This is a genomic window from Saccharopolyspora antiqui, assembly GCF_052246905.1.
GTDB lineage: Bacteria > Actinomycetota > Actinomycetes > Mycobacteriales > Pseudonocardiaceae > Saccharopolyspora.
The window spans coordinates 129,091-145,396 of record NZ_JBQQBO010000017.1; the positions used below are offsets into that span (position 1 = coordinate 129,091).

The 16,306-nt window shown below is 69.3% G+C and carries 19 protein-coding genes; 6 read left to right on the top strand and 13 right to left on the bottom strand.

Annotation, left to right across the window (positions count from 1 at the left end):
- Positions 1–18 precede the first annotated feature (18 nt).
- The 4 genes from ACTWQN_RS25240 to ACTWQN_RS25255 form a co-directional block, all read right to left on the bottom strand.
- On the bottom strand, positions 19–816 hold the full coding sequence (locus ACTWQN_RS25240; RefSeq protein WP_443206037.1) for a TIGR02569 family protein: 798 nt from the start codon (positions 814–816) through the stop codon (positions 19–21).
- A 166-nt stretch (positions 817–982) separates the two neighbouring features.
- Positions 983–2,155 carry an adenylyltransferase/sulfurtransferase MoeZ gene (gene moeZ / locus ACTWQN_RS25245; protein WP_443206038.1) on the bottom strand — a complete coding sequence of 391 codons (1,173 nt, stop codon included), beginning with the start codon at positions 2,153–2,155 and terminating at the stop codon, positions 983–985.
- Between the two features lie 247 nt (positions 2,156–2,402).
- Entirely contained in the window at positions 2,403–3,419 is a 1,017-nt protein-coding gene (locus tag ACTWQN_RS25250; protein ID WP_443206039.1) for a DUF3152 domain-containing protein, read from the bottom strand.
- Between the two features lie 148 nt (positions 3,420–3,567).
- Positions 3,568–4,548, bottom strand: coding sequence for an alpha/beta fold hydrolase (locus tag ACTWQN_RS25255; protein WP_443206095.1), 981 nt, complete (start codon positions 4,546–4,548; stop codon positions 3,568–3,570).
- Between the two features lie 169 nt (positions 4,549–4,717).
- Between ACTWQN_RS25255 and ACTWQN_RS25260 the strand changes: the two genes are divergently transcribed.
- Positions 4,718–5,338, top strand: a complete 621-nt coding sequence (locus ACTWQN_RS25260) for a TetR/AcrR family transcriptional regulator (RefSeq protein ID WP_443206040.1) — start codon at positions 4,718–4,720, stop codon at positions 5,336–5,338.
- A 3-nt stretch (positions 5,339–5,341) separates the two neighbouring features.
- Here ACTWQN_RS25260 and ACTWQN_RS25265 read toward each other — a convergent pair whose 3' ends face one another.
- A complete protein-coding gene (locus ACTWQN_RS25265; RefSeq protein WP_443206041.1) occupies positions 5,342–5,683 on the bottom strand; it encodes an alpha/beta fold hydrolase in 342 nt (113 codons plus the stop codon).
- 126 nt (positions 5,684–5,809) lie between these two features.
- Positions 5,810–6,709 (bottom strand): AurF N-oxygenase family protein, encoded by a 900-nt coding sequence (locus ACTWQN_RS25270; protein WP_443206042.1) that lies wholly within the window; start codon positions 6,707–6,709, stop codon positions 5,810–5,812.
- A 63-nt stretch (positions 6,710–6,772) separates the two neighbouring features.
- Between ACTWQN_RS25270 and ACTWQN_RS25275 the strand changes: the two genes are divergently transcribed.
- Positions 6,773–7,528: a TetR/AcrR family transcriptional regulator gene (locus tag ACTWQN_RS25275; RefSeq protein ID WP_443206043.1), complete on the top strand. Its 756-nt coding sequence runs from the start codon at positions 6,773–6,775 to the stop codon at positions 7,526–7,528.
- Positions 7,521–7,826 (top strand): DUF4873 domain-containing protein, encoded by a 306-nt coding sequence (locus tag ACTWQN_RS25280; RefSeq protein WP_443206044.1) that lies wholly within the window; start codon positions 7,521–7,523, stop codon positions 7,824–7,826. The genes ACTWQN_RS25275 and ACTWQN_RS25280 overlap by 8 nt, the downstream gene beginning before the upstream one ends.
- 63 nt (positions 7,827–7,889) lie before the next feature.
- On the opposite strand, the gene ACTWQN_RS25285 is transcribed toward ACTWQN_RS25280, so the two are convergent.
- Both ACTWQN_RS25285 and ACTWQN_RS25290 read right to left on the bottom strand, forming a co-directional pair.
- The gene (locus ACTWQN_RS25285) at positions 7,890–8,117 is read right to left on the bottom strand and encodes a DUF3107 domain-containing protein (protein ID WP_443206045.1); all 228 of its coding nucleotides are present in this window, start codon (positions 8,115–8,117) and stop codon (positions 7,890–7,892) included.
- Positions 8,118–8,397: 280 nt separating this feature from the next.
- The gene (locus tag ACTWQN_RS25290; protein ID WP_443206046.1) at positions 8,398–9,084 is read right to left on the bottom strand and encodes a ferritin-like fold-containing protein; all 687 of its coding nucleotides are present in this window, start codon (positions 9,082–9,084) and stop codon (positions 8,398–8,400) included.
- A 492-nt stretch (positions 9,085–9,576) separates the two neighbouring features.
- Between ACTWQN_RS25290 and ACTWQN_RS25295 the strand changes: the two genes are divergently transcribed.
- Together ACTWQN_RS25295 and ACTWQN_RS25300 are read left to right on the top strand one after the other, a co-directional pair.
- The gene (locus ACTWQN_RS25295) at positions 9,577–11,217 is read left to right on the top strand and encodes a DEAD/DEAH box helicase (protein ID WP_443206047.1); all 1,641 of its coding nucleotides are present in this window, start codon (positions 9,577–9,579) and stop codon (positions 11,215–11,217) included.
- A gap of 171 nt (positions 11,218–11,388) precedes the next feature.
- Complete coding sequence (locus ACTWQN_RS25300; RefSeq protein WP_443206048.1) at positions 11,389–12,591, top strand: Rv3212 family protein; 1,203 nt, start codon at positions 11,389–11,391, stop codon at positions 12,589–12,591.
- Between the two features lie 46 nt (positions 12,592–12,637).
- Here ACTWQN_RS25300 and ACTWQN_RS25305 read toward each other — a convergent pair whose 3' ends face one another.
- The 5 genes from ACTWQN_RS25305 to ACTWQN_RS25325 all read right to left on the bottom strand — a co-directional run bounded on the left by ACTWQN_RS25305 (position 12,638) and on the right by ACTWQN_RS25325 (position 15,718).
- Complete coding sequence (locus ACTWQN_RS25305) at positions 12,638–13,033, bottom strand: hypothetical protein (RefSeq protein WP_443206049.1); 396 nt, start codon at positions 13,031–13,033, stop codon at positions 12,638–12,640.
- Positions 13,034–13,059: 26 nt separating this feature from the next.
- A complete protein-coding gene (locus tag ACTWQN_RS25310) occupies positions 13,060–13,893 on the bottom strand; it encodes a RecB family exonuclease (protein ID WP_443206096.1) in 834 nt (277 codons plus the stop codon).
- Between the two features lie 48 nt (positions 13,894–13,941).
- Complete coding sequence (locus ACTWQN_RS25315) at positions 13,942–14,823, bottom strand: PHP domain-containing protein (RefSeq protein ID WP_443206097.1); 882 nt, start codon at positions 14,821–14,823, stop codon at positions 13,942–13,944.
- A 133-nt stretch (positions 14,824–14,956) separates the two neighbouring features.
- A complete protein-coding gene (locus tag ACTWQN_RS25320; protein ID WP_443206050.1) occupies positions 14,957–15,529 on the bottom strand; it encodes a PH domain-containing protein in 573 nt (190 codons plus the stop codon).
- Positions 15,530–15,553: 24 nt separating this feature from the next.
- Positions 15,554–15,718, bottom strand: coding sequence for a hypothetical protein (locus ACTWQN_RS25325; protein ID WP_443206051.1), 165 nt, complete (start codon positions 15,716–15,718; stop codon positions 15,554–15,556).
- 144 nt (positions 15,719–15,862) lie between these two features.
- Here ACTWQN_RS25325 and ACTWQN_RS25330 point away from each other — a divergent pair, with 144 nt between their 5' ends.
- Positions 15,863–16,291, top strand: coding sequence for an NUDIX hydrolase (locus ACTWQN_RS25330; RefSeq protein ID WP_443206052.1), 429 nt, complete (start codon positions 15,863–15,865; stop codon positions 16,289–16,291).
- Positions 16,292–16,306: the final 15 nt, after the last annotated feature.

Below are 16,306 nucleotides of genomic sequence, written 5' to 3' on the forward strand. Positions count from 1 at the left end.
CTCAGAAGACAGGGCGCTTCAGAGGACTTCGAGGACCATCTGGGAGGCGCGCTCCAGGCCGGTGAGGGTCTGCGATGACGAGCGCGGGTGCAGGGCGTGCACCGAGAGCCGGAACAGCAGGGCGCGCAACAGGGCCTGCGGCCACTCGGCGAGGTGCGACCAGCGCTCCACGATGGCCGGGTCGGCACCGCCCCACGCCAGGGAGTCGATCACCACGACCGCCGCCGCCCACTCGGCGGACCGCCAGTACGGGTTGAAGTCGATGATGCCGGGCGGCGCGTCCTCGGTGAACAGCACGTTGCCGAACAGGTCCCCGTGCACCACCTGGGATCGCAGGTCGACTTCGCGCCGCGAACCGGCGAGCACGTCGTAGAGCCGACCGCCCTTCTCCTGCGGCAGCACGTATTCCTCTTCGCCCCAGGCCATCCGATCGGCCAACGCGTAGATGTCCTGCCGGGCCTGCAAGAACCGCGGCCGGGCCAGGAACCGGCTCGCCGCGTGCAGCCGCAGCGACATGGCCACCACATCGTCGTGCCGGGGCTCGGCCCGACCGGCGAGGTTCCGGCTGGCCGACCAACCGGAGACCACCCAGCGACCGTCGGTGGAACGCACCGGGCGGGACACCCGCACCTCGTCGGGTTCCAGCAGGTCCAACGTCTGCGCGACCCAAGCGGCCTCGGCGGTGTTCGCGGCGGGTTTGAGCACGATCTCGCCACACCGCCAGGCGACCGCGCCGTCCAGCGGCTCGGGGTCTTCGACGCGCGCACCGAATGCCGCGCGCACGTGCGGCGGGGGCGGCTCCGGCGTAGGACTCACGGCCCAGACGCTACCCGGGTGATCGCGATTTCCGTAGCAGGCACTCCGTGCGCCGCACCCGATGCACCGTCCGCCAGCAAGGTGAAGGGCACCTTTCGCCAAGTAATTTGGTAAAAGGTGCCCTTCACCCCTCACCCGGACGGAGCACGCCGGTCCGCGCGACCGCTCAGTACGTCGGCAGACTCGGGTCGACCTGGTTGGCCCAGCCGAGCACGCCGCCACCGACGTGCACCGCGTCGGCGAACCCGGCCTTGTGCAGCGCCGCCAGCGCTTCCGCGGACCGCCCGCCGGACTTGCAGTGCAGGACGATCTTGCGGTCCTGCGGCAGCTCGGCCAGCGCCTCACCGGAGAGGATGCGGTCCTTCGGGATCAGCTTGGAGCCCTCGATCCGGACGATCTCGTACTCGTGCGGCTCCCGGACGTCGATGAGCTCGAACTTCTCGCCCCGGTCGAACATGTCCTTGAGTTCGAGCGGGGTGATCGTGCTGTTCACCGCCGCTTGCTGCGCGTCGTCGGAGATCACACCGCAGAACGCCTCGTAGTCGATCAGCTCGGTGATCGGCGTGGCGTTCGGGTCCTTGCGGATCTTGACGGTGCGGTAGTTCATCTCCAGCGCGTCGTAGATCATCAGGCGCCCCAGCAGCGGCTCCCCGATACCGGTGATCAGCTTGATGGCCTCGTTGACCATGATCGAGCCGATCGAGGCGCACAGCACGCCCAGCACACCGCCCTCGGCGCAGGACGGCACCATGCCGGGCGGCGGCGGCTCCGGGTACAGGTCGCGGTAGTTCGGACCGTACTGGTCCCAGAACACGCTGGCCTGACCCTCGAAGCGGAAGATCGAACCCCACACGTACGGCTTGCCGAGCAGCACCGCGGCGTCGTTGACCAGGTACCGGGTGGCGAAGTTGTCGGTGCCGTCCAGGATCAGGTCGTAATCCCGGAAGATGTCGAGCGCGTTTTCCGAGCTCAGGTGCGTCTGGTGCAGGTTGACCTTGACGAACGGGTTGACCTCGGCGATCGAGTCGCGCGCCGACTCCGCCTTGGGGCGTCCGAGGTCGGACTGCCCGTGGATGATCTGGCGGTGCAGGTTGGACTCGTCGACCTCGTCGAACTCGACGATGCCGAGCGTGCCCACCCCGGCGGCGGCCAGGTACAACAGCGCTGGGCTGCCGAGCCCACCGGCGCCGACCACCAGCACTTTGGCGTTCTTCAGCCGCTTCTGCCCGTCCATCCCGACGTCCGGGATGATCAGGTGGCGGCTGTAGCGCGCGACCTCTTCCTTGGTCAGCTCCGACGCCGGTTCGACCAGCGGCGGTAGCGACGTTGCGCCGGACATTCCCAGCTCCTCCTCAGTGGTCGGCACCGGCCGCGCTCAGAGCGTGGCGGCGGCACCTCAACCGTCCCCGAAGGGCACCCGAACGGGGCCTCACAGAATCTGTAACGCAAGACTCCCCGATGCTCTTCCGCAACCCAAGCTACTCCCACGATCCGAGAAGATTTGATGTCCCGGCTCGGCCGCTGGGTGGTCAACTCGGGCAACCCTCAGTCACCACGGCTCAGAGCCTGGGGTCAAGGCCACGAACTCAGGTGCCCGCTCCGGCGGTGGGGAACGGCCAGGCGTTGTACTTGCAGACGAAGCCGTTGGCCGGGATGGAAGTGCCCTGGTCGGCGATCTTGTTCAGCTCGTGCAGCTCGTTGTTCGACACGCTGAAGCTCTGCTGCATCATCACCGGCGCCAGCGCCCCCTGCGCCGGGCAGCCGACGTGCTTGTTGCCGAAGACGTGCCCGACCTCGTGATTGATCGCATAGCGCTGGTAGTTGCCCATGTCACCCTCGAACGACACGGCACCGCGAACCCAGCGCGCCCCGTTGATGTAGACCATGTCGCCCTTGCGGCACGAGCTGTCGTAGGGCACGCCGTCGCTGTAGTCGCACGCCTCCCGCGCGGTCTGCTGGCTGACCAGGATGACCCGGAAGTCCGGGCGCGGGCCGCTGGCATCCACTCGCTGGAGCGAGATCCCGCCGCCCTGCGGATTGGTCCAGCTGCGCGGATCGGACAGCGTCGTCTGCACCAGGTTGCCGAATTCCCGGTTCGGGTCGCCGATCTGCACGCCGACCTCGATCTCGACCGTGTACCGGTACAGCGTTCCCGAACCGATCGCCTGAGATGTGCCGGGCAGCACCTGGAAGGTGCGGGCACCGGTCTCCGGGATCAGGCCCCCGGGCGGCAGGTCGGCGGAGAACATCGCAGGCCCGAAGGTCTGGCCGTGCGGCGCCTCGGTGACGATCGGCCTCGCCGGATCCACCGAGTTCAGCGGTTTTGCCATCCCGGTCGCGGCACCGCCGTCGGACGGGCGGACGGTTTGGAAGACGGCGAGGGCGGACACCACGATCAGCAGCGGCACCGCGTAGATCCGCCAGCCGTATCGCGACAGCACGCCCCCACGTCGTCGGCGCCGTCGCGGACGGATCTCGTCATCGAGATCATCCGACTCATCGACGATCTCCGGGTCAGGCGGCTCGGAGATCGGATCCCACGACGCCGCTAACGGCTCCCCGGAACGCGCATCCACGCCGACTCGCGCGCTCGCACGCCCCACCGGTCGACGGTCGGAGGCGGAGGCACGAGGTCGCTGCGGCGGACGAGTCACGCTCATAAGCTTCGCACAGCCGATCTGGCGGCCTAGATCACCACTGGCCACCCGTAGTGACCGAAAACTTCAAGATCACCCGAACCGAGCAATCCGGTCACCACCGGAAATCGGCGTCGACCAGGCCGAGGACCGCGCGGGCGACCACTCGCGGTCGTTCCATCTGGGCGACGTGCCCCGTTCGAGGCAGCACCAGGAGCCGACCGCGCGGCAGCAGCGCCGCCGTGCGCGGGGCTTTGCGGACGGTGACCACCCGATCGTCGACGCCCCACACGACCAGGGCGGGCGTGATGATCTCCGGCAACCGGCGCCACAGCGACTGCGCGGGCGGGACGAGCCAGGAGCGCACCAGTTCCCTGGTGGTCCGGCCCAGCGCCGGGCCGGACCAGGGCAGCAGGGCGCGCTCCTCGAACTCCGCGACGGCCTCGGCGAGCCGGTGCGGCGGCACCGCGTCCGGGTCGGCGAAGCACAGCCGCATCAGTTGCACGGCCCGCTCGCCCGGCGGCACCGCCGCCAGCTGCTCCCTGGTCCGAGTGCCGACCATCGGCAACATGGCCAGCGCGATCCGCGGGTCGGACAGCCGCCACGGGTTGGGCCGCAGATCCGGCATGGCCGGTGAGATCAACGTCAGCGAGGTGATCAGGTCCGGGCGCAGCGCGGCCACCTCGGCGGCCACGGCGGCGCCGAAGGAGTTCCCGCACAGGTGCACCGGCCCGGCGCCGAGCTGCTCCAGGAAGCGGATCACCACGTGCGCGTTGGCCTGGCGGGTGAAGTTGAACCCGGCCGCCGGCTCGGACAGCCCGAACCCGGGCAGGTCCAGCGCGATGCTGCGCAGCCGCACCGAAAGCAGCCCGGCCAGATCGGTCCAGTTCGTCGACGAACCGGCCAGCCCGTGCAGGTGCACCGCGGTCGGCGCGGTGGCCGACACTCCCGGCGTCTCCCGCAGGTGCACCCGCTGCGGGCCCCAGTGGGTGACGAGGTCGACGTGACGGCCAGGCGGCGGCTTCGCGCTGAGGTCAACCGGCGGTATGCCATCGACCACCAGCGGCACCCTGGTCAGCTCCCCGCGGAGCAACATGCCTCGACCGTGCAGCGCAGCGGCGCGCGTTGTCGTCGTCACACCTACAGCATGGCGGTCCAGGTTGGCCCGGATTTCGGTACCCGGCTCTACCGGCGAGTAGAGTCAGGGCCCACTGGGGGGCCGCTAGGCCACCGAGCGCGAGTGAAGGAATCGGGTGGAGGCGAGGATGACCGAGACCGCGCAGCCGAGCCGAGGCGTCCGGCTGCCTCGCGACGCACGCCGGGCACAGCTGCTCGAAGCGGCTCAGTACGTTTTCGTGCACAACGGCTACCACGCCGCCGCGATGGACGACATCGCCGAGCGCGCCGGGGTCAGCAAGCCAGTCCTCTACCAGCACTTCCCGGGCAAGCTGGAGCTCTACCTCGCGCTGCTGGAGACGCACGGCGACGAACTGGTGCGCCGCGTCCGGGCAGCCATCGAGTCCACGACGGACAACAAGCTGCGGGTGCGGGCCGCGATCGGCGCGCTGTACGAGTTCGTGGCCGGTGAGGGGCAGGCGTTCCGACTGGTCTTCGAGTCCGACCTGCGCGGTGAACCGGCCGTGGAGAAGGCGGTGGAAGGTGCCCTGTCCGGATGCATCGATGCGATCACCGAGGCGGTGACCGCGGACGCCGGGCTGGACGCCGAGCGCGCGAGGCTGCTGGCGGTGGGCCTGGTCGGGCTCAGCCAGGTGACCGCGCGCTACTGGCTGGACGAGCAGGAGATCATCTCCCGCGACGAAGCGGTGAACCTGATGTCCACGCTGGCCTGGAAGGGCCTCGCGGGTTTCCCGCTCCAGAACCCCTGACGGTCAGCGGATGGCGCGGGTGACGAGTTCGGCGACGCGGGCGGTGACCTCGTCGGCGCGTTCCAGCGGGAGCATGTGCCCGGCATCGGCGTAGATCAGCAGTTTGGCATCCGGCAGCGCATCCGCGATGCGCCGCGCGTGCGAGAACGGCGTCAGCCGGTCGGACAGCCCGGCCAGCACCAGCGTCGGAACGGCCCGCAGCGCCGCCAGCGCCGCGGGCCGATCGTGTTCGGCCAGCGCGTGCCGGTAGGCGGCCATGTTCGCCGGGTGGCTGGCCGCCACCCAGTCGGCGGTCACCGCCACGTCGCCGCGCTCGGGGTGGCTGCCGAACAGCAGCCAACGCATCCCCGGCCGCAGCCAGCGCGACTGCTGGGTCAGCCGCCGCCCGTCCGAGGCCGCCAGCCGCTTGCGGAGCCCGCAGTCGAGTTCCGTCGCTGGTCGTGAACGCCGTCGTGGGCAAGCTTTCCGCCGTCATCGGATCAGATGCGCCTTTTTCCACCAGCGCATGCCCGGCCTGCCGACGAGTCCGACCTCGTCGAGGAACCCCATGATCTTCTCGCCGCCCCAGTGCAGGGTGTCCTGGAAATTGGGGTTCGCCCAGGCGACTCGCATTGCGTCCCCGGGCCGCAGCCCGACCGCTCGGTAGACGTGCGGGTTGATCAGGCTGAAGCAGATGCAGTACGCCACGAGCGCGGTCCAGTACTGGTGGTAGGCCCGCTCGGCGGCGCCGCACTCGGCCATCCGGCGCACCACCTCCTCACGGGCGAAGGTGACGTGCCGGGCTTCTTCCAGCACGTGGATCCGGTTGATCATCCGCACCAGCGGCTGGACTTGCTCGTCCTGCATCTGGTCGCGCTGGAACCGGTCCAGGATCTCCTCGGCGACCAGGATCGAGGCGTACGCGGATGGGCCGCGCAACACCGCGGGCAGCACCTTGCCGCCGTGGTGCAGCAGCGGAAGCGGCCCGTAGGCGGGCGCGCCGACGCGGTCGACGGCCTTGGCGAACATCGTGGAGTGGCGGCACTCGTCGGCGATCTCGGTGAGTGCGTACTGGGCGTGGTTGGTGCGCGGATCGGAGTTGTAGAACTCCTTGAGCAGCATTTGCATCAGCAGCACCTCGAACCACAGCCCGTTGGAGGCGATGCTGGCGAATTCGTGCTTGGTCAGTTCGATGCGCTGTTCGTCGCTGAGCCGCTCCCACAGGTGCGTGCCGTAGAGCGAGCTGCGCCGGAACGGGATGTAGGGCTTGTCGTCGGCTAGCTCGGCGTCCCAGTCCACGTCGACTTCGGGGTCGTAGCTGTTGCGGGCCGAGGAATTCAGCAATCGTGCGGCGGTCTTCTCGCGGTCGTTGACCTGCAGAGTCCTGCTCATCCGGCGACCACCCTCCCATTTCGGCATTGCGTGTAACTTCCGGTAACAGTTACCTTGGGTAGCGTGAGCGACATCTCCCGTCCTGTCAAGGCGGTTCCACGCGACGAAACCCGCGGTGATGCGCGTCGGGAGCGCTGGCGCGAACACCGGCAGGCACGCCGGGCCGAGTTCGTCGAGGCCGCGGTGCGCGCCATCGTCAAGCACGGCGCCGAGGTCGGCATGGACGAGATCGCCGCCGAGGCCGGAGTCAGCAAACCCGTGCTGTACCGGCACTTCAGCGACAAGAGCGACCTCTACGTGGCGGTCGGCGAGTGGGGCACCGAGCTGCTGATGCAGCGGCTCGGCCCGCGGTTCTACGAGGGCGGCAGTCCCAACCAGCGCATTCGCGGTCTGCTGGACGCCTACCTCAGCACCATCGAGCAGTACCCGGAGCTGTACCGGTTCGTCGTGCAGCGCACCTTCGCCGACCGCCCGGTGCGCGCCGACCCGGTGTCGGCGGAGAAGACGGTGATCGCGAACTCGCTGTCCCGCATCCTCGGCGAGTACCTGCGCGCGCTGGGCCTGGACTCCGGCGGGGTCGAGGTCTGGAGCCACGGACTGGTGGGGATGGTGCAGGCCAGCGGCGATTGGTGGCTGGAGCGCCAGTCGATGAGCCGCCACGATCTCACCGACTACCTGGCGCAGATCATCTGGTTCGCCATCGACGGCGTGCTGCGCTCGGCCGGTCTGGTGATCGACCCCGACGAACCGCTGGACATCGACACCGGCCTGCGCGTGGTGCCCGATGACGAAGACCAGGAGGACGCCGACCATGGCTGACCACGACGAGGACGACTACCGGGGTCCGGCGACCATGTCCGCCGAGGACCGGGAGATCGCGGTCGAAGTGGTGCTGCGCGGCCACTTCCAGCCCATCGACGGACGTTTCCACTGGTACGGACGGCTGGCCGCGCAGCAGGCGGTCGAGGAGTTCGCCGCCCACCGCAAGAAGGATGTGGTGTTGCGCACACCGACGGGCGAGGCGATCGGCACCCTGTCCGATCCGGATCCCTGGGGTCGCTACCGGATCACCGGCACCGGCCGCCCACCCTTCCCCATCCCGACCGAGCTGACATGAGCGAGGGGCACCCGTGACCCAGTTACTTGGTCACGGGTGCCCCTCACCTCGATGAAATCCGGGTCAGCTGATGCCGAAACCGACGCGCGGCATCTCCGCCGGGCCGATCTCGACATAGGCGACCTTGGTGGCCGGGACGATGATGCGCCGCCCCTTCTCATCGGTCAGGGCCAGCACGCCTTCAGCGTTCTTCAGCGCGTTGGCGACCAGCGACTCGACCTCGTCGGGGGACTGCACGCTGGCGACCGTCAGCTCGCGCGGGCTATCCACGACGCCGATCTTGACCTCCACGCCGAACCTCCGTTGAGCACTCGAAATCCATTTGGGATGCGGCAAGGCTATCCCAGGTCCCGCCGGGGTCGACGCATCCCAGGACGGGACGATCGCGCAGGGAAACCCGGTGCTCCGCCAACCGAGTCCGGGAACCCACCAGAGCCCGTCTTCGATCTTGCTCTCATGATGTCGGGGATCGGCGGAGCGAGATCGCCCGGGGTGCGGGGTGTCCCCGCACAGGCACTGCCCGAGGTTCCGCCACCCGCACCGCAAAGCGGAACGAGCTATTGACAGGCACTCAGCCCAGGCCGAGTTGGGTCATCCGTTTGGCGTGGTTGTTCTGCAGGCGCCGGAACATGGCGGCTATTCCGGTGAGGTCCCCGGAGCCCTTGATGATCAGTTCGGCCAGTGCGTCGCGCTCGGCGACGACCCGCTGGGCCTGCGTCAGGGCCTCGCCCAGCAGCCGCCGCCCCCACAGGGTCAGCTTGTCGCGCAGCTTGCGGTCCGACTCGCAGGCGGCCCGCACTTCGCGCTCGGCGAACGCCGAGTGGCCGGTGTCCGCGAGCACGGTCAGCACCAGCTGCCGCGACGTGGGGTCCAGCCATTCCGCCACCTCGCGGTAGAAGTCGGCCGCCAGCCCGTCCCCGACGTAGGCCTTGACCAGCGATTCCAACCACGAATGCGGCGCGGTGGAGGCGTTGAACGCATCGAAGGGCGCGGCGAACGGCTGCATCAACTCGTCGATCGCCACACCACGAGCGGCCAGGTGGTCTTCGAGCATCCGGTAGTGCCCGATCTCGGCAGCGGCCATGCGGGCCAACGCCGCACGGCCGCTCAGCGTGGGCGCCGTGCGGGAATCCTCGGCGAGGCGATCAAAGGCCGACAGCTCTCCGTAGGCCAGCGCCGCGAGCAGATCCACGACGCCTTCCTCGTAACGCTCGTCACTTTCACCGGGCAACGTCGCGCTTTGGTCAGCCTCATTCATGGCTGCGAGCGTAACCGGCGGCACGCCCGAGTTATATGCACCACGGCGAGAACAGCCGACGAACAGGTACGCTCAGGACTCGGAGGAGCATCGGCGTCCGGCGGCGCGGTCGGCGACCCGGTCGGTAAAGCCGTGGGGCTGGTTCCCCGGACGTCACGGTCCGGGCGACTCGCGCACGAGCGGGACGGCCCTGCGGACGTGGCCCGAGCGAACCGCTTGTCGGCTTTGGCGCGACGCGACGCCGATAGGAACTAACCAACAGCGGACGCACCGCTGAGCGAGCAAGAGCGCGCACCATCAGGTCGATGACCACGAGCACTACGAGTGGCTGCGAAAGCAAGCCACCGCCGTGCCGGGAGGACGTCGCCGCGGATCAGCCCGTTGCGGGGCGCATGCGCGCAGGTAACGAGAGAGGCGATCATTCTGACGTTCACCAATAGCCAGGCCCCCGGCGGCCTCGAAAATCACACCGGGGGCGGTACCCCCGACACAGTGGACGGTCTACAGCTGGAACACAGCGAGTCCGGTGCACCTGAAGTCGACACCGCCGCACCCCTGCGGGCGGGCACCTCCGGCAATCCGGACGCTCCGACCTTCGCCGAACTGGACGTGCACCCGGAGATCGTCCGCGCGCTGCGCGAAGCCGGGATCGAGCACACCTTCGCCATCCAGGAACTGACCCTGCCACTGGCGATGCGCGGTGAGGACCTGATCGGTCAAGCCCGCACCGGCACCGGCAAAACCCTCGGCTTCGGTGCTCCGCTGCTGCACCGCCTGCAGCTGCCCGGCGACGGCACCCCGCAGGTGCTGGTCGTGGTGCCGACCCGCGAGCTGTGCCTCCAGGTCACCCGCGATCTCACCGACGCGGGCAAGCACCTGGGCGTGCGTACGGTCGCGGTCTACGGCGGCCGTCCCTACGAGGAGCAGATCTCCGCGCTGCGCAAGGGCGTCGACCTGGTCATCGGCACCCCGGGCCGACTGCTCGACCTGGCCGAACAGCGCCACCTGGTGCTCGGCAAGGTCCGCGGACTGGTGCTCGACGAGGCCGACGAGATGCTCGACCTCGGGTTCCTGCCGGACGTCGAGCGCATCCTGCGGATGGTCCCCGAGCAGCGGCAGACGATGCTGTTCTCGGCCACCATGCCGGGCCCGATCCTGACCCTGGCCCGCACCTTCATGACGCAGCCCACGCACATCCGGGCCGAGCAGGCCGACGAGAGCGCGGTGCACGAGCGCACCCGGCAGTTCATCTACCGGGCACACGCCATGGACAAGATCGAGCTGATCGCGAAGGCGCTGCAGTCCTCCGGCCGCGGCCTGGCGATGATCTTCAGCCGGACCAAGCGGACGGCGCAGAAGCTCGCCGACGAGCTCACCGAGCGCGGCTTCGCGGCCGGGGCGGTGCACGGCGACCTCGGGCAGGGCGCGCGTGAGAAGGCGCTCCGGGCGTTCCGCTCCGGCAAGGTCGACATCCTGGTGGCCACCGACGTCGCGGCCCGCGGCATCGACGTCGCAGGCGTCACGCACGTGATCAACCTGCAGTGCCCGGACGACGAGAAGACCTACGTGCACCGCATCGGCCGCACCGGTCGGGCCGGCCGCGAAGGCGTCGCGATCACCCTGGTCGACTGGGACGATGAACCCCGCTGGAAGCTGATCAGCGACACGCTCGGCCTGGACAAGCCGGAACCCGTCGAGACGTACTCCACCTCGCCGCACCTGTTCAGCGAACTCGACATCCCGACCGACGTCACCGGGCGACTGCCGCTGGCCAAGCGCACCCGCGCCGGGCTGGACGCCGAGCCCGAGACGCAGGGCGATGTCAAGCGGCCACGGCGCAACCGGCGCCGGACCCGAGGCGGTTCGGACCAGCGCACCGGCGGCGGCGACACCGAGACCGGTGCCCGCCACGAGGGCGACGCCGAGACCCGGCCCGCGGGTCGGCGGCAGCGCCGTCGCACACGCGGCGGCGCCGAGGCCGCCGCGCAGCCGACCGACGCGCCCGCCCCAGGTGGGGAAGCGGACGCGGGCGAGCGGCCCCGCAGGCGGCGCCGCAGGCGGCGCTCGGGCGAGGCGTCCGGCGAAGCCGGTGACGCGGCGCGCAGCGGCAACGCCGAAGGCGGCGCCGCATAACACCCGAGGCGGCAGTCGTGCGTGCACACCGGGCACGCACGACCCCGCGCGGAACTTGCTCGTGAGTGGCGGTAGGAACCAGGATTTCCACTCACGAGCACGTGCTGCCGAGCCCCGATCCGCGCGCCTTCTAAGCTCGTCGAGGGATAGCCCGCCGATCGAGGAGTTGCTGTGGTCCGGCCGGAACGGCGTACGAAAGCCGACCTCGCCGTGGTGGCGCTGATCGTGGTGGCCGTGCTCGTCGGTGGTGCTGTGATCTGGTTGAACAGCGATGCACGCGCCACGGTGTCCGAAACCGCGGCGCAGCCCGTACCGGAACCTCCTGAGGCCACCAGCATCCCGACGACGTTGACCGAGGCGTGGCGCGCGACCAGTCCCGTCACACCCGTACCGGTGGTGGCCGGGCCCGCAGTGGTCACCGGGGCTGGCAACGAGGTGCTCGGCCACGACCCGATCACCGGCCGGATCGTCTGGCGCTACTCCCGCGACCTGCCGCTGTGCACGATCGGCGCGGAGTGGGACCGCGCCCTCGCGGTCTACCGCAAGTCGCTGAACTGCAGCGAAGTCACTTCACTGCTCGGGCCAACCGGGGTGCGCGGACCGCAGCGCAATTCCGACGCCGAGTTCGGCACCCAACTGCTGGCCGACGGCACCTACGTGACGGCCACCGGACAGCGGTCCTTCGAGTCCTGGCGCTCGGACCTGGTGCGCACCCAGCAGTTCGGCATGCCGCCGGCGGTGAAGAACCCGAACAACGACATGGCGCGCCCGGATTGCACCTACTCATCGATCGCGGTGGGCGACGAGCGCGTCGGGGTGGTCGAGCAATGCCCGCAGGAACAGGGCCGGATCACCGTTCTGAAGGCCCACCCCGAGGACGACGAGAAACCCGAGGAGATCTTCAGCGTCGGCCTGGGCAGCGCGGCGGCCGGGGTCGTAGCGGTCACCGACGAGCGCGTCGCAGTGATCCTCCGGGACCGTTCCGAGGTCGCCGTCTTCGACAACGCGGGCGCCGAGGTGGCGCACTTCCCGGTGCGGGTGGGCCCGCCCGACCTCCGGGCGAACGTGCTGGTCGAGTCGACCGCGAAGGGCCACCGGATCTACTGGCACACCGGCGCCGACACGGTCGCCCTGGACCCGACCGCGCTCACTCCACTGTGGACTTCACCGGACACGCTCGGCCCCGGGGTCGGTTTCGCCGGGAAGATGCTGGTGCCGGTGCGGGACGGTCTCGCGGTGCTCGACCCGATCACCGGCAACCGCGAGCGGGTGATCCCGGTGGACCGCGCGGGCTACACCGGCCCGGTGCAGCTGAGCGCGGTCGGCCCGATCATCCTGGAACAACGCGGCGACACCCTGGTCGCGCTGCGCTGACGAACGCTCCGGACCCCGCACGCAAAACGACCACGGGACCAGGCCTTCAGACCCACCACCAGAACCAGAGCGAGCCCAACACGACGGCGAGCACACCGAACGTCGCGAAACCGCCCGGCACATCGCGGCGGCGATCCGCAGTCGCCTGCAGCGTCACGGCCACCACGGCGGCCACCAGTTGGGCGATCACCGCAGCTATGCCGGGCCCTTCCTGCCCCCGGTTGGTCGCCCAGAACTGGATCACCACGAGTGCGATGGCGAGCAGCACCGAACCGGCCGCCAAAGCGCCGGTGAGGTTCCGGGTCACCGATCCGGCCCGGGTGGCCGGTTTCGTCCTGCTGAGCCCGTGGCGACGGCGCGACCGTCGCGGCCGGAGGTCGCCGGACTCCGGCAGCCGTCGTGTTCGGGGTGGCAGCGGTCGTTGCGAAGCGGGTGTGCGCATCGGCCCGTCCTCCGGTCGCATGCTCGTCAGTCCCCCAGCAAGGCCCACGGGGACAAGTTCGGCGCCGCTTGCTGACCCTCCGGGCAGTGCGCCCGGAAATCGCACCACGAGCAGTGCGGCCCGGTCCGCACCGGGAACAGCGCCGATGCATCGGCCCCTTCGTCCAACGCGTCGGTGGCGGCCTGCAGTTCCGCCGCGAGCTGTTCGGCGCGATCCTGCAGTTCGGCCAACGATTCCGGGCTGTGCTCCCAGCTCGCGACCGTCCCGGTCGGCAGGTGGTGCAGCTCGACCCGTCGACACGGCCGACGGAAGTTCTTGCGCGCTGCCAACGCGTACAGCCCCAGCGCCAACGACTGCCGCGCGTCGTCGACGCGCAAGCCGTGCCTGCCGGTCTTGTAGTCGACGATGACGAGTTCGCCGTGCCGGTCGTCGATCCGGTCCACCCGGCCCTCGCCGATGATCGACCCCATCGGAGCGGACACCCAGCGCTCAACCGCCAGCGGTACCACGTCGGGGTCCAGCTGCTCGACGTAGGAACCGACCCATTCCTGCGCGCGGCGCCGGTAGTCCCCGGCCTGCGCAGGGCTTGCGAAACCGTCGCCCTTCCAGTGCTCGCGAACCAGCGCGGCGGCCCGTTGCGGGGAGCGCTCGTCGGCGCGCAGCTCGAAGTACGCGCGCAACGCGTTGTGCACCACCGCGCCCAACGTGGCGTTCGCCCAGGCCCCGGCGCGCGTCGGCGTCGGCCGGTCCAGGTAGGTCATGCGGTACTTCCGGGGACACCCGGCCCAGGTGGCAAGTCTGGCCGGGGTCACCCGCACCAGCTTGCTGGGAATTCCTTCGAGACTGAGCTGCCCCTGCACGATCCCCACAGTACGCAGTTTTCCCGTTACCCCAACGATGCGCCCCGTTCAGCCGATGACCTTGCTGCCGCTGCATCGCTCGATCAGGCGATCCAGCGAGTCGGGCGGGGTGGTCTCCTGGCCGATCCGGATCGTCTTGTTGGTGCCGTGGTAGTCGCTGCTGCCGGTGGGGATCAGATCCAGCTCGGCGGCCAGCCCGCGCAGCCGCGCCCGGGTCTCGGGGTCGTGATCGGGGTGGTCGATCTCGATTCCGGACAGCCCGCGCCCGGCCAGCGCGGCGACGACGTCGGCGGTCACCACCGGGCCGCGCGCGGTCGCGAAGGGGTGCGCCAGCACCGTCACCCCACCGGCCTCGGCGATCATCTCGATCGCGCGGTGCACCGGCGTGTCGGTGCGCGGCAGGTAGTACCGACCGCGGCCGCCCAGGTACTTGGCGAAGGCTTCGTCGACGCTGGCCACCGTTCCGGCGTTGACCAAGGCGCGAGCCAGGTGCGGACGGCCGCCTGGCGAATCGGGCGGCAGCCCCGCCATGATCGCGTCCGGGTCGACCGGGAACCCGTCTTCGGCCATGTGCCGCGCCATCTCGTACAACCGGTCCCGGCGCTCCGCGCGCAGCCGCGACTGCTCCCGCGCGAGCGCGACGGCGTTCGGGTCGAAGAGGTACGCCAGCAGGTGCACGGTGATCTTCCGCCCGTTGCCGTCCGGGCACGAGCAGGACAGCTCCGCGCCCGGCACGAGCCGGAACCGACCGGCCCGGGCCTGCTCGCGCACGGCGCGCTCGGCCGCCGCCCAGCCCGCCGTGGTGTCGTGATCGGTCAGCGCGATCACGTCCAGCCCGGCAGCGATCGCGGTCGCTACCAGCTCAGCGGGCGTATCGGTCCCGTCGGACTCGGTGGAATGCGTGTGCAGGTCGATTCGCACATCCACCAGTGTGACCGATGCAGCAGCACCGAACCGCACCTGCACCCGACCACGGGCGGCGGGGATGCGCCACCAACTGCACCTCGACGGCGCGGGAACGGGCCCGCGCCGCGCAACCGGGCAAAACCGCTACGGTCCGTGATCAGAGCTTGGCGGCTTTCCGCTTGCCCACCGCGGCGCGCCGCGCCTTGAGCATCGAGAAGCGGTCCTGCTGCTGGCCCTTCTTGTCACCGAAGACGAGCCCCGAGATCGCGTCCTCGACCTCGGTCGGGTTCGGCACGTACTCGATGCGGTTGAGCGCCTGGATCTGACCAGCCGACTCGACCACGAGCGTGCCGTATCCGAGGAGGCGGCCCATCAGCGTCCGCGCGAAGGTCAGGTCGGTGACCTTGGTGATCGGCATCATCGCCACGTTGGTGGTGAAGATGCCGGAGGTGATCAGGAACCGCTTGTCCGTGACGACGACGCGTTCCACGTACCAGTCCAGGACTTGGTACGTGAAGCGCACCAGCACGATCAACCCGGCGTACCAGAGGATGTTCTGGACCAACCAACTGCTGCCGCTGGGCAGCAGGTAGGACACCATCACCAAGCCCACGAGCAAGCCCGCCGCCTCGAAGAGGTCCCACACCAGGCATGCCCAGTGCCGCCGGACGCGGATCACCCGGCGCTCGGTGTCCAGCAGGTACTCGTCGGGATCCCTCGGAGCGAACAAGGCACCCGCCTCCTGCGGCTCGGTTTACGACGTGAAGAGGTTCTGCATGAAGGTGATGACGGCTTCAGCTGCTCCCTGGAGACTGGCCAGGATGCCGTTGACGACATTACTGGCCTGGTCCGGCGCGGAAAACAGGAAGAACAGGAGGAACGCAACTCCGGCCCACGTGAGGATTTTCTTCATGTTCATTGTGACGCACCCCGTCCGAATGCCCTTGAGTAGCGCAGGCGCCTGCTGATCCGTTGTACCGCACTCCGCCCCTTTACGGCAGCTTTGTACCGCACTTGGGTCAGTCGTTTCCGGGTAGGCCCGGATCAACTACCCTCCGTGTTGATGATGATATCGGAGAAACCGGTGATCCGCTGCGTCGGCGCGGTAATCCACGACCCGAGCGGTCGGTTGCTGCTGGTCAAGCGTGCGCATGAACCCGGCAAGGGGAAGTGGTCCCTTCCGGGTGGCCGAGTGGAGCAGGGCGAGACCGACCATTCGGCGGTACAACGCGAAGTTCTTGAGGAAACCGGACTCTCCGTCACCGTCGGAGAACTCGTCGGACGCATCTTCCGACCGGCACCGCTTGGCACCTACGAGATTCTGGATTACTCCTGTCGGAGCATTGAATCGGAACTTTCCGCTGGTGACGACGCCGCAGATGCGATGTGGGCGGATCGCGCGACTTTCGCCACATTGGAACGCAATGGGGCGCTGACCGAAGGTTTGCCGGAGACATTGCGATCCTGGGATTGTTTACCCCGCAACGAGTGATGACCGAAAGGCGTC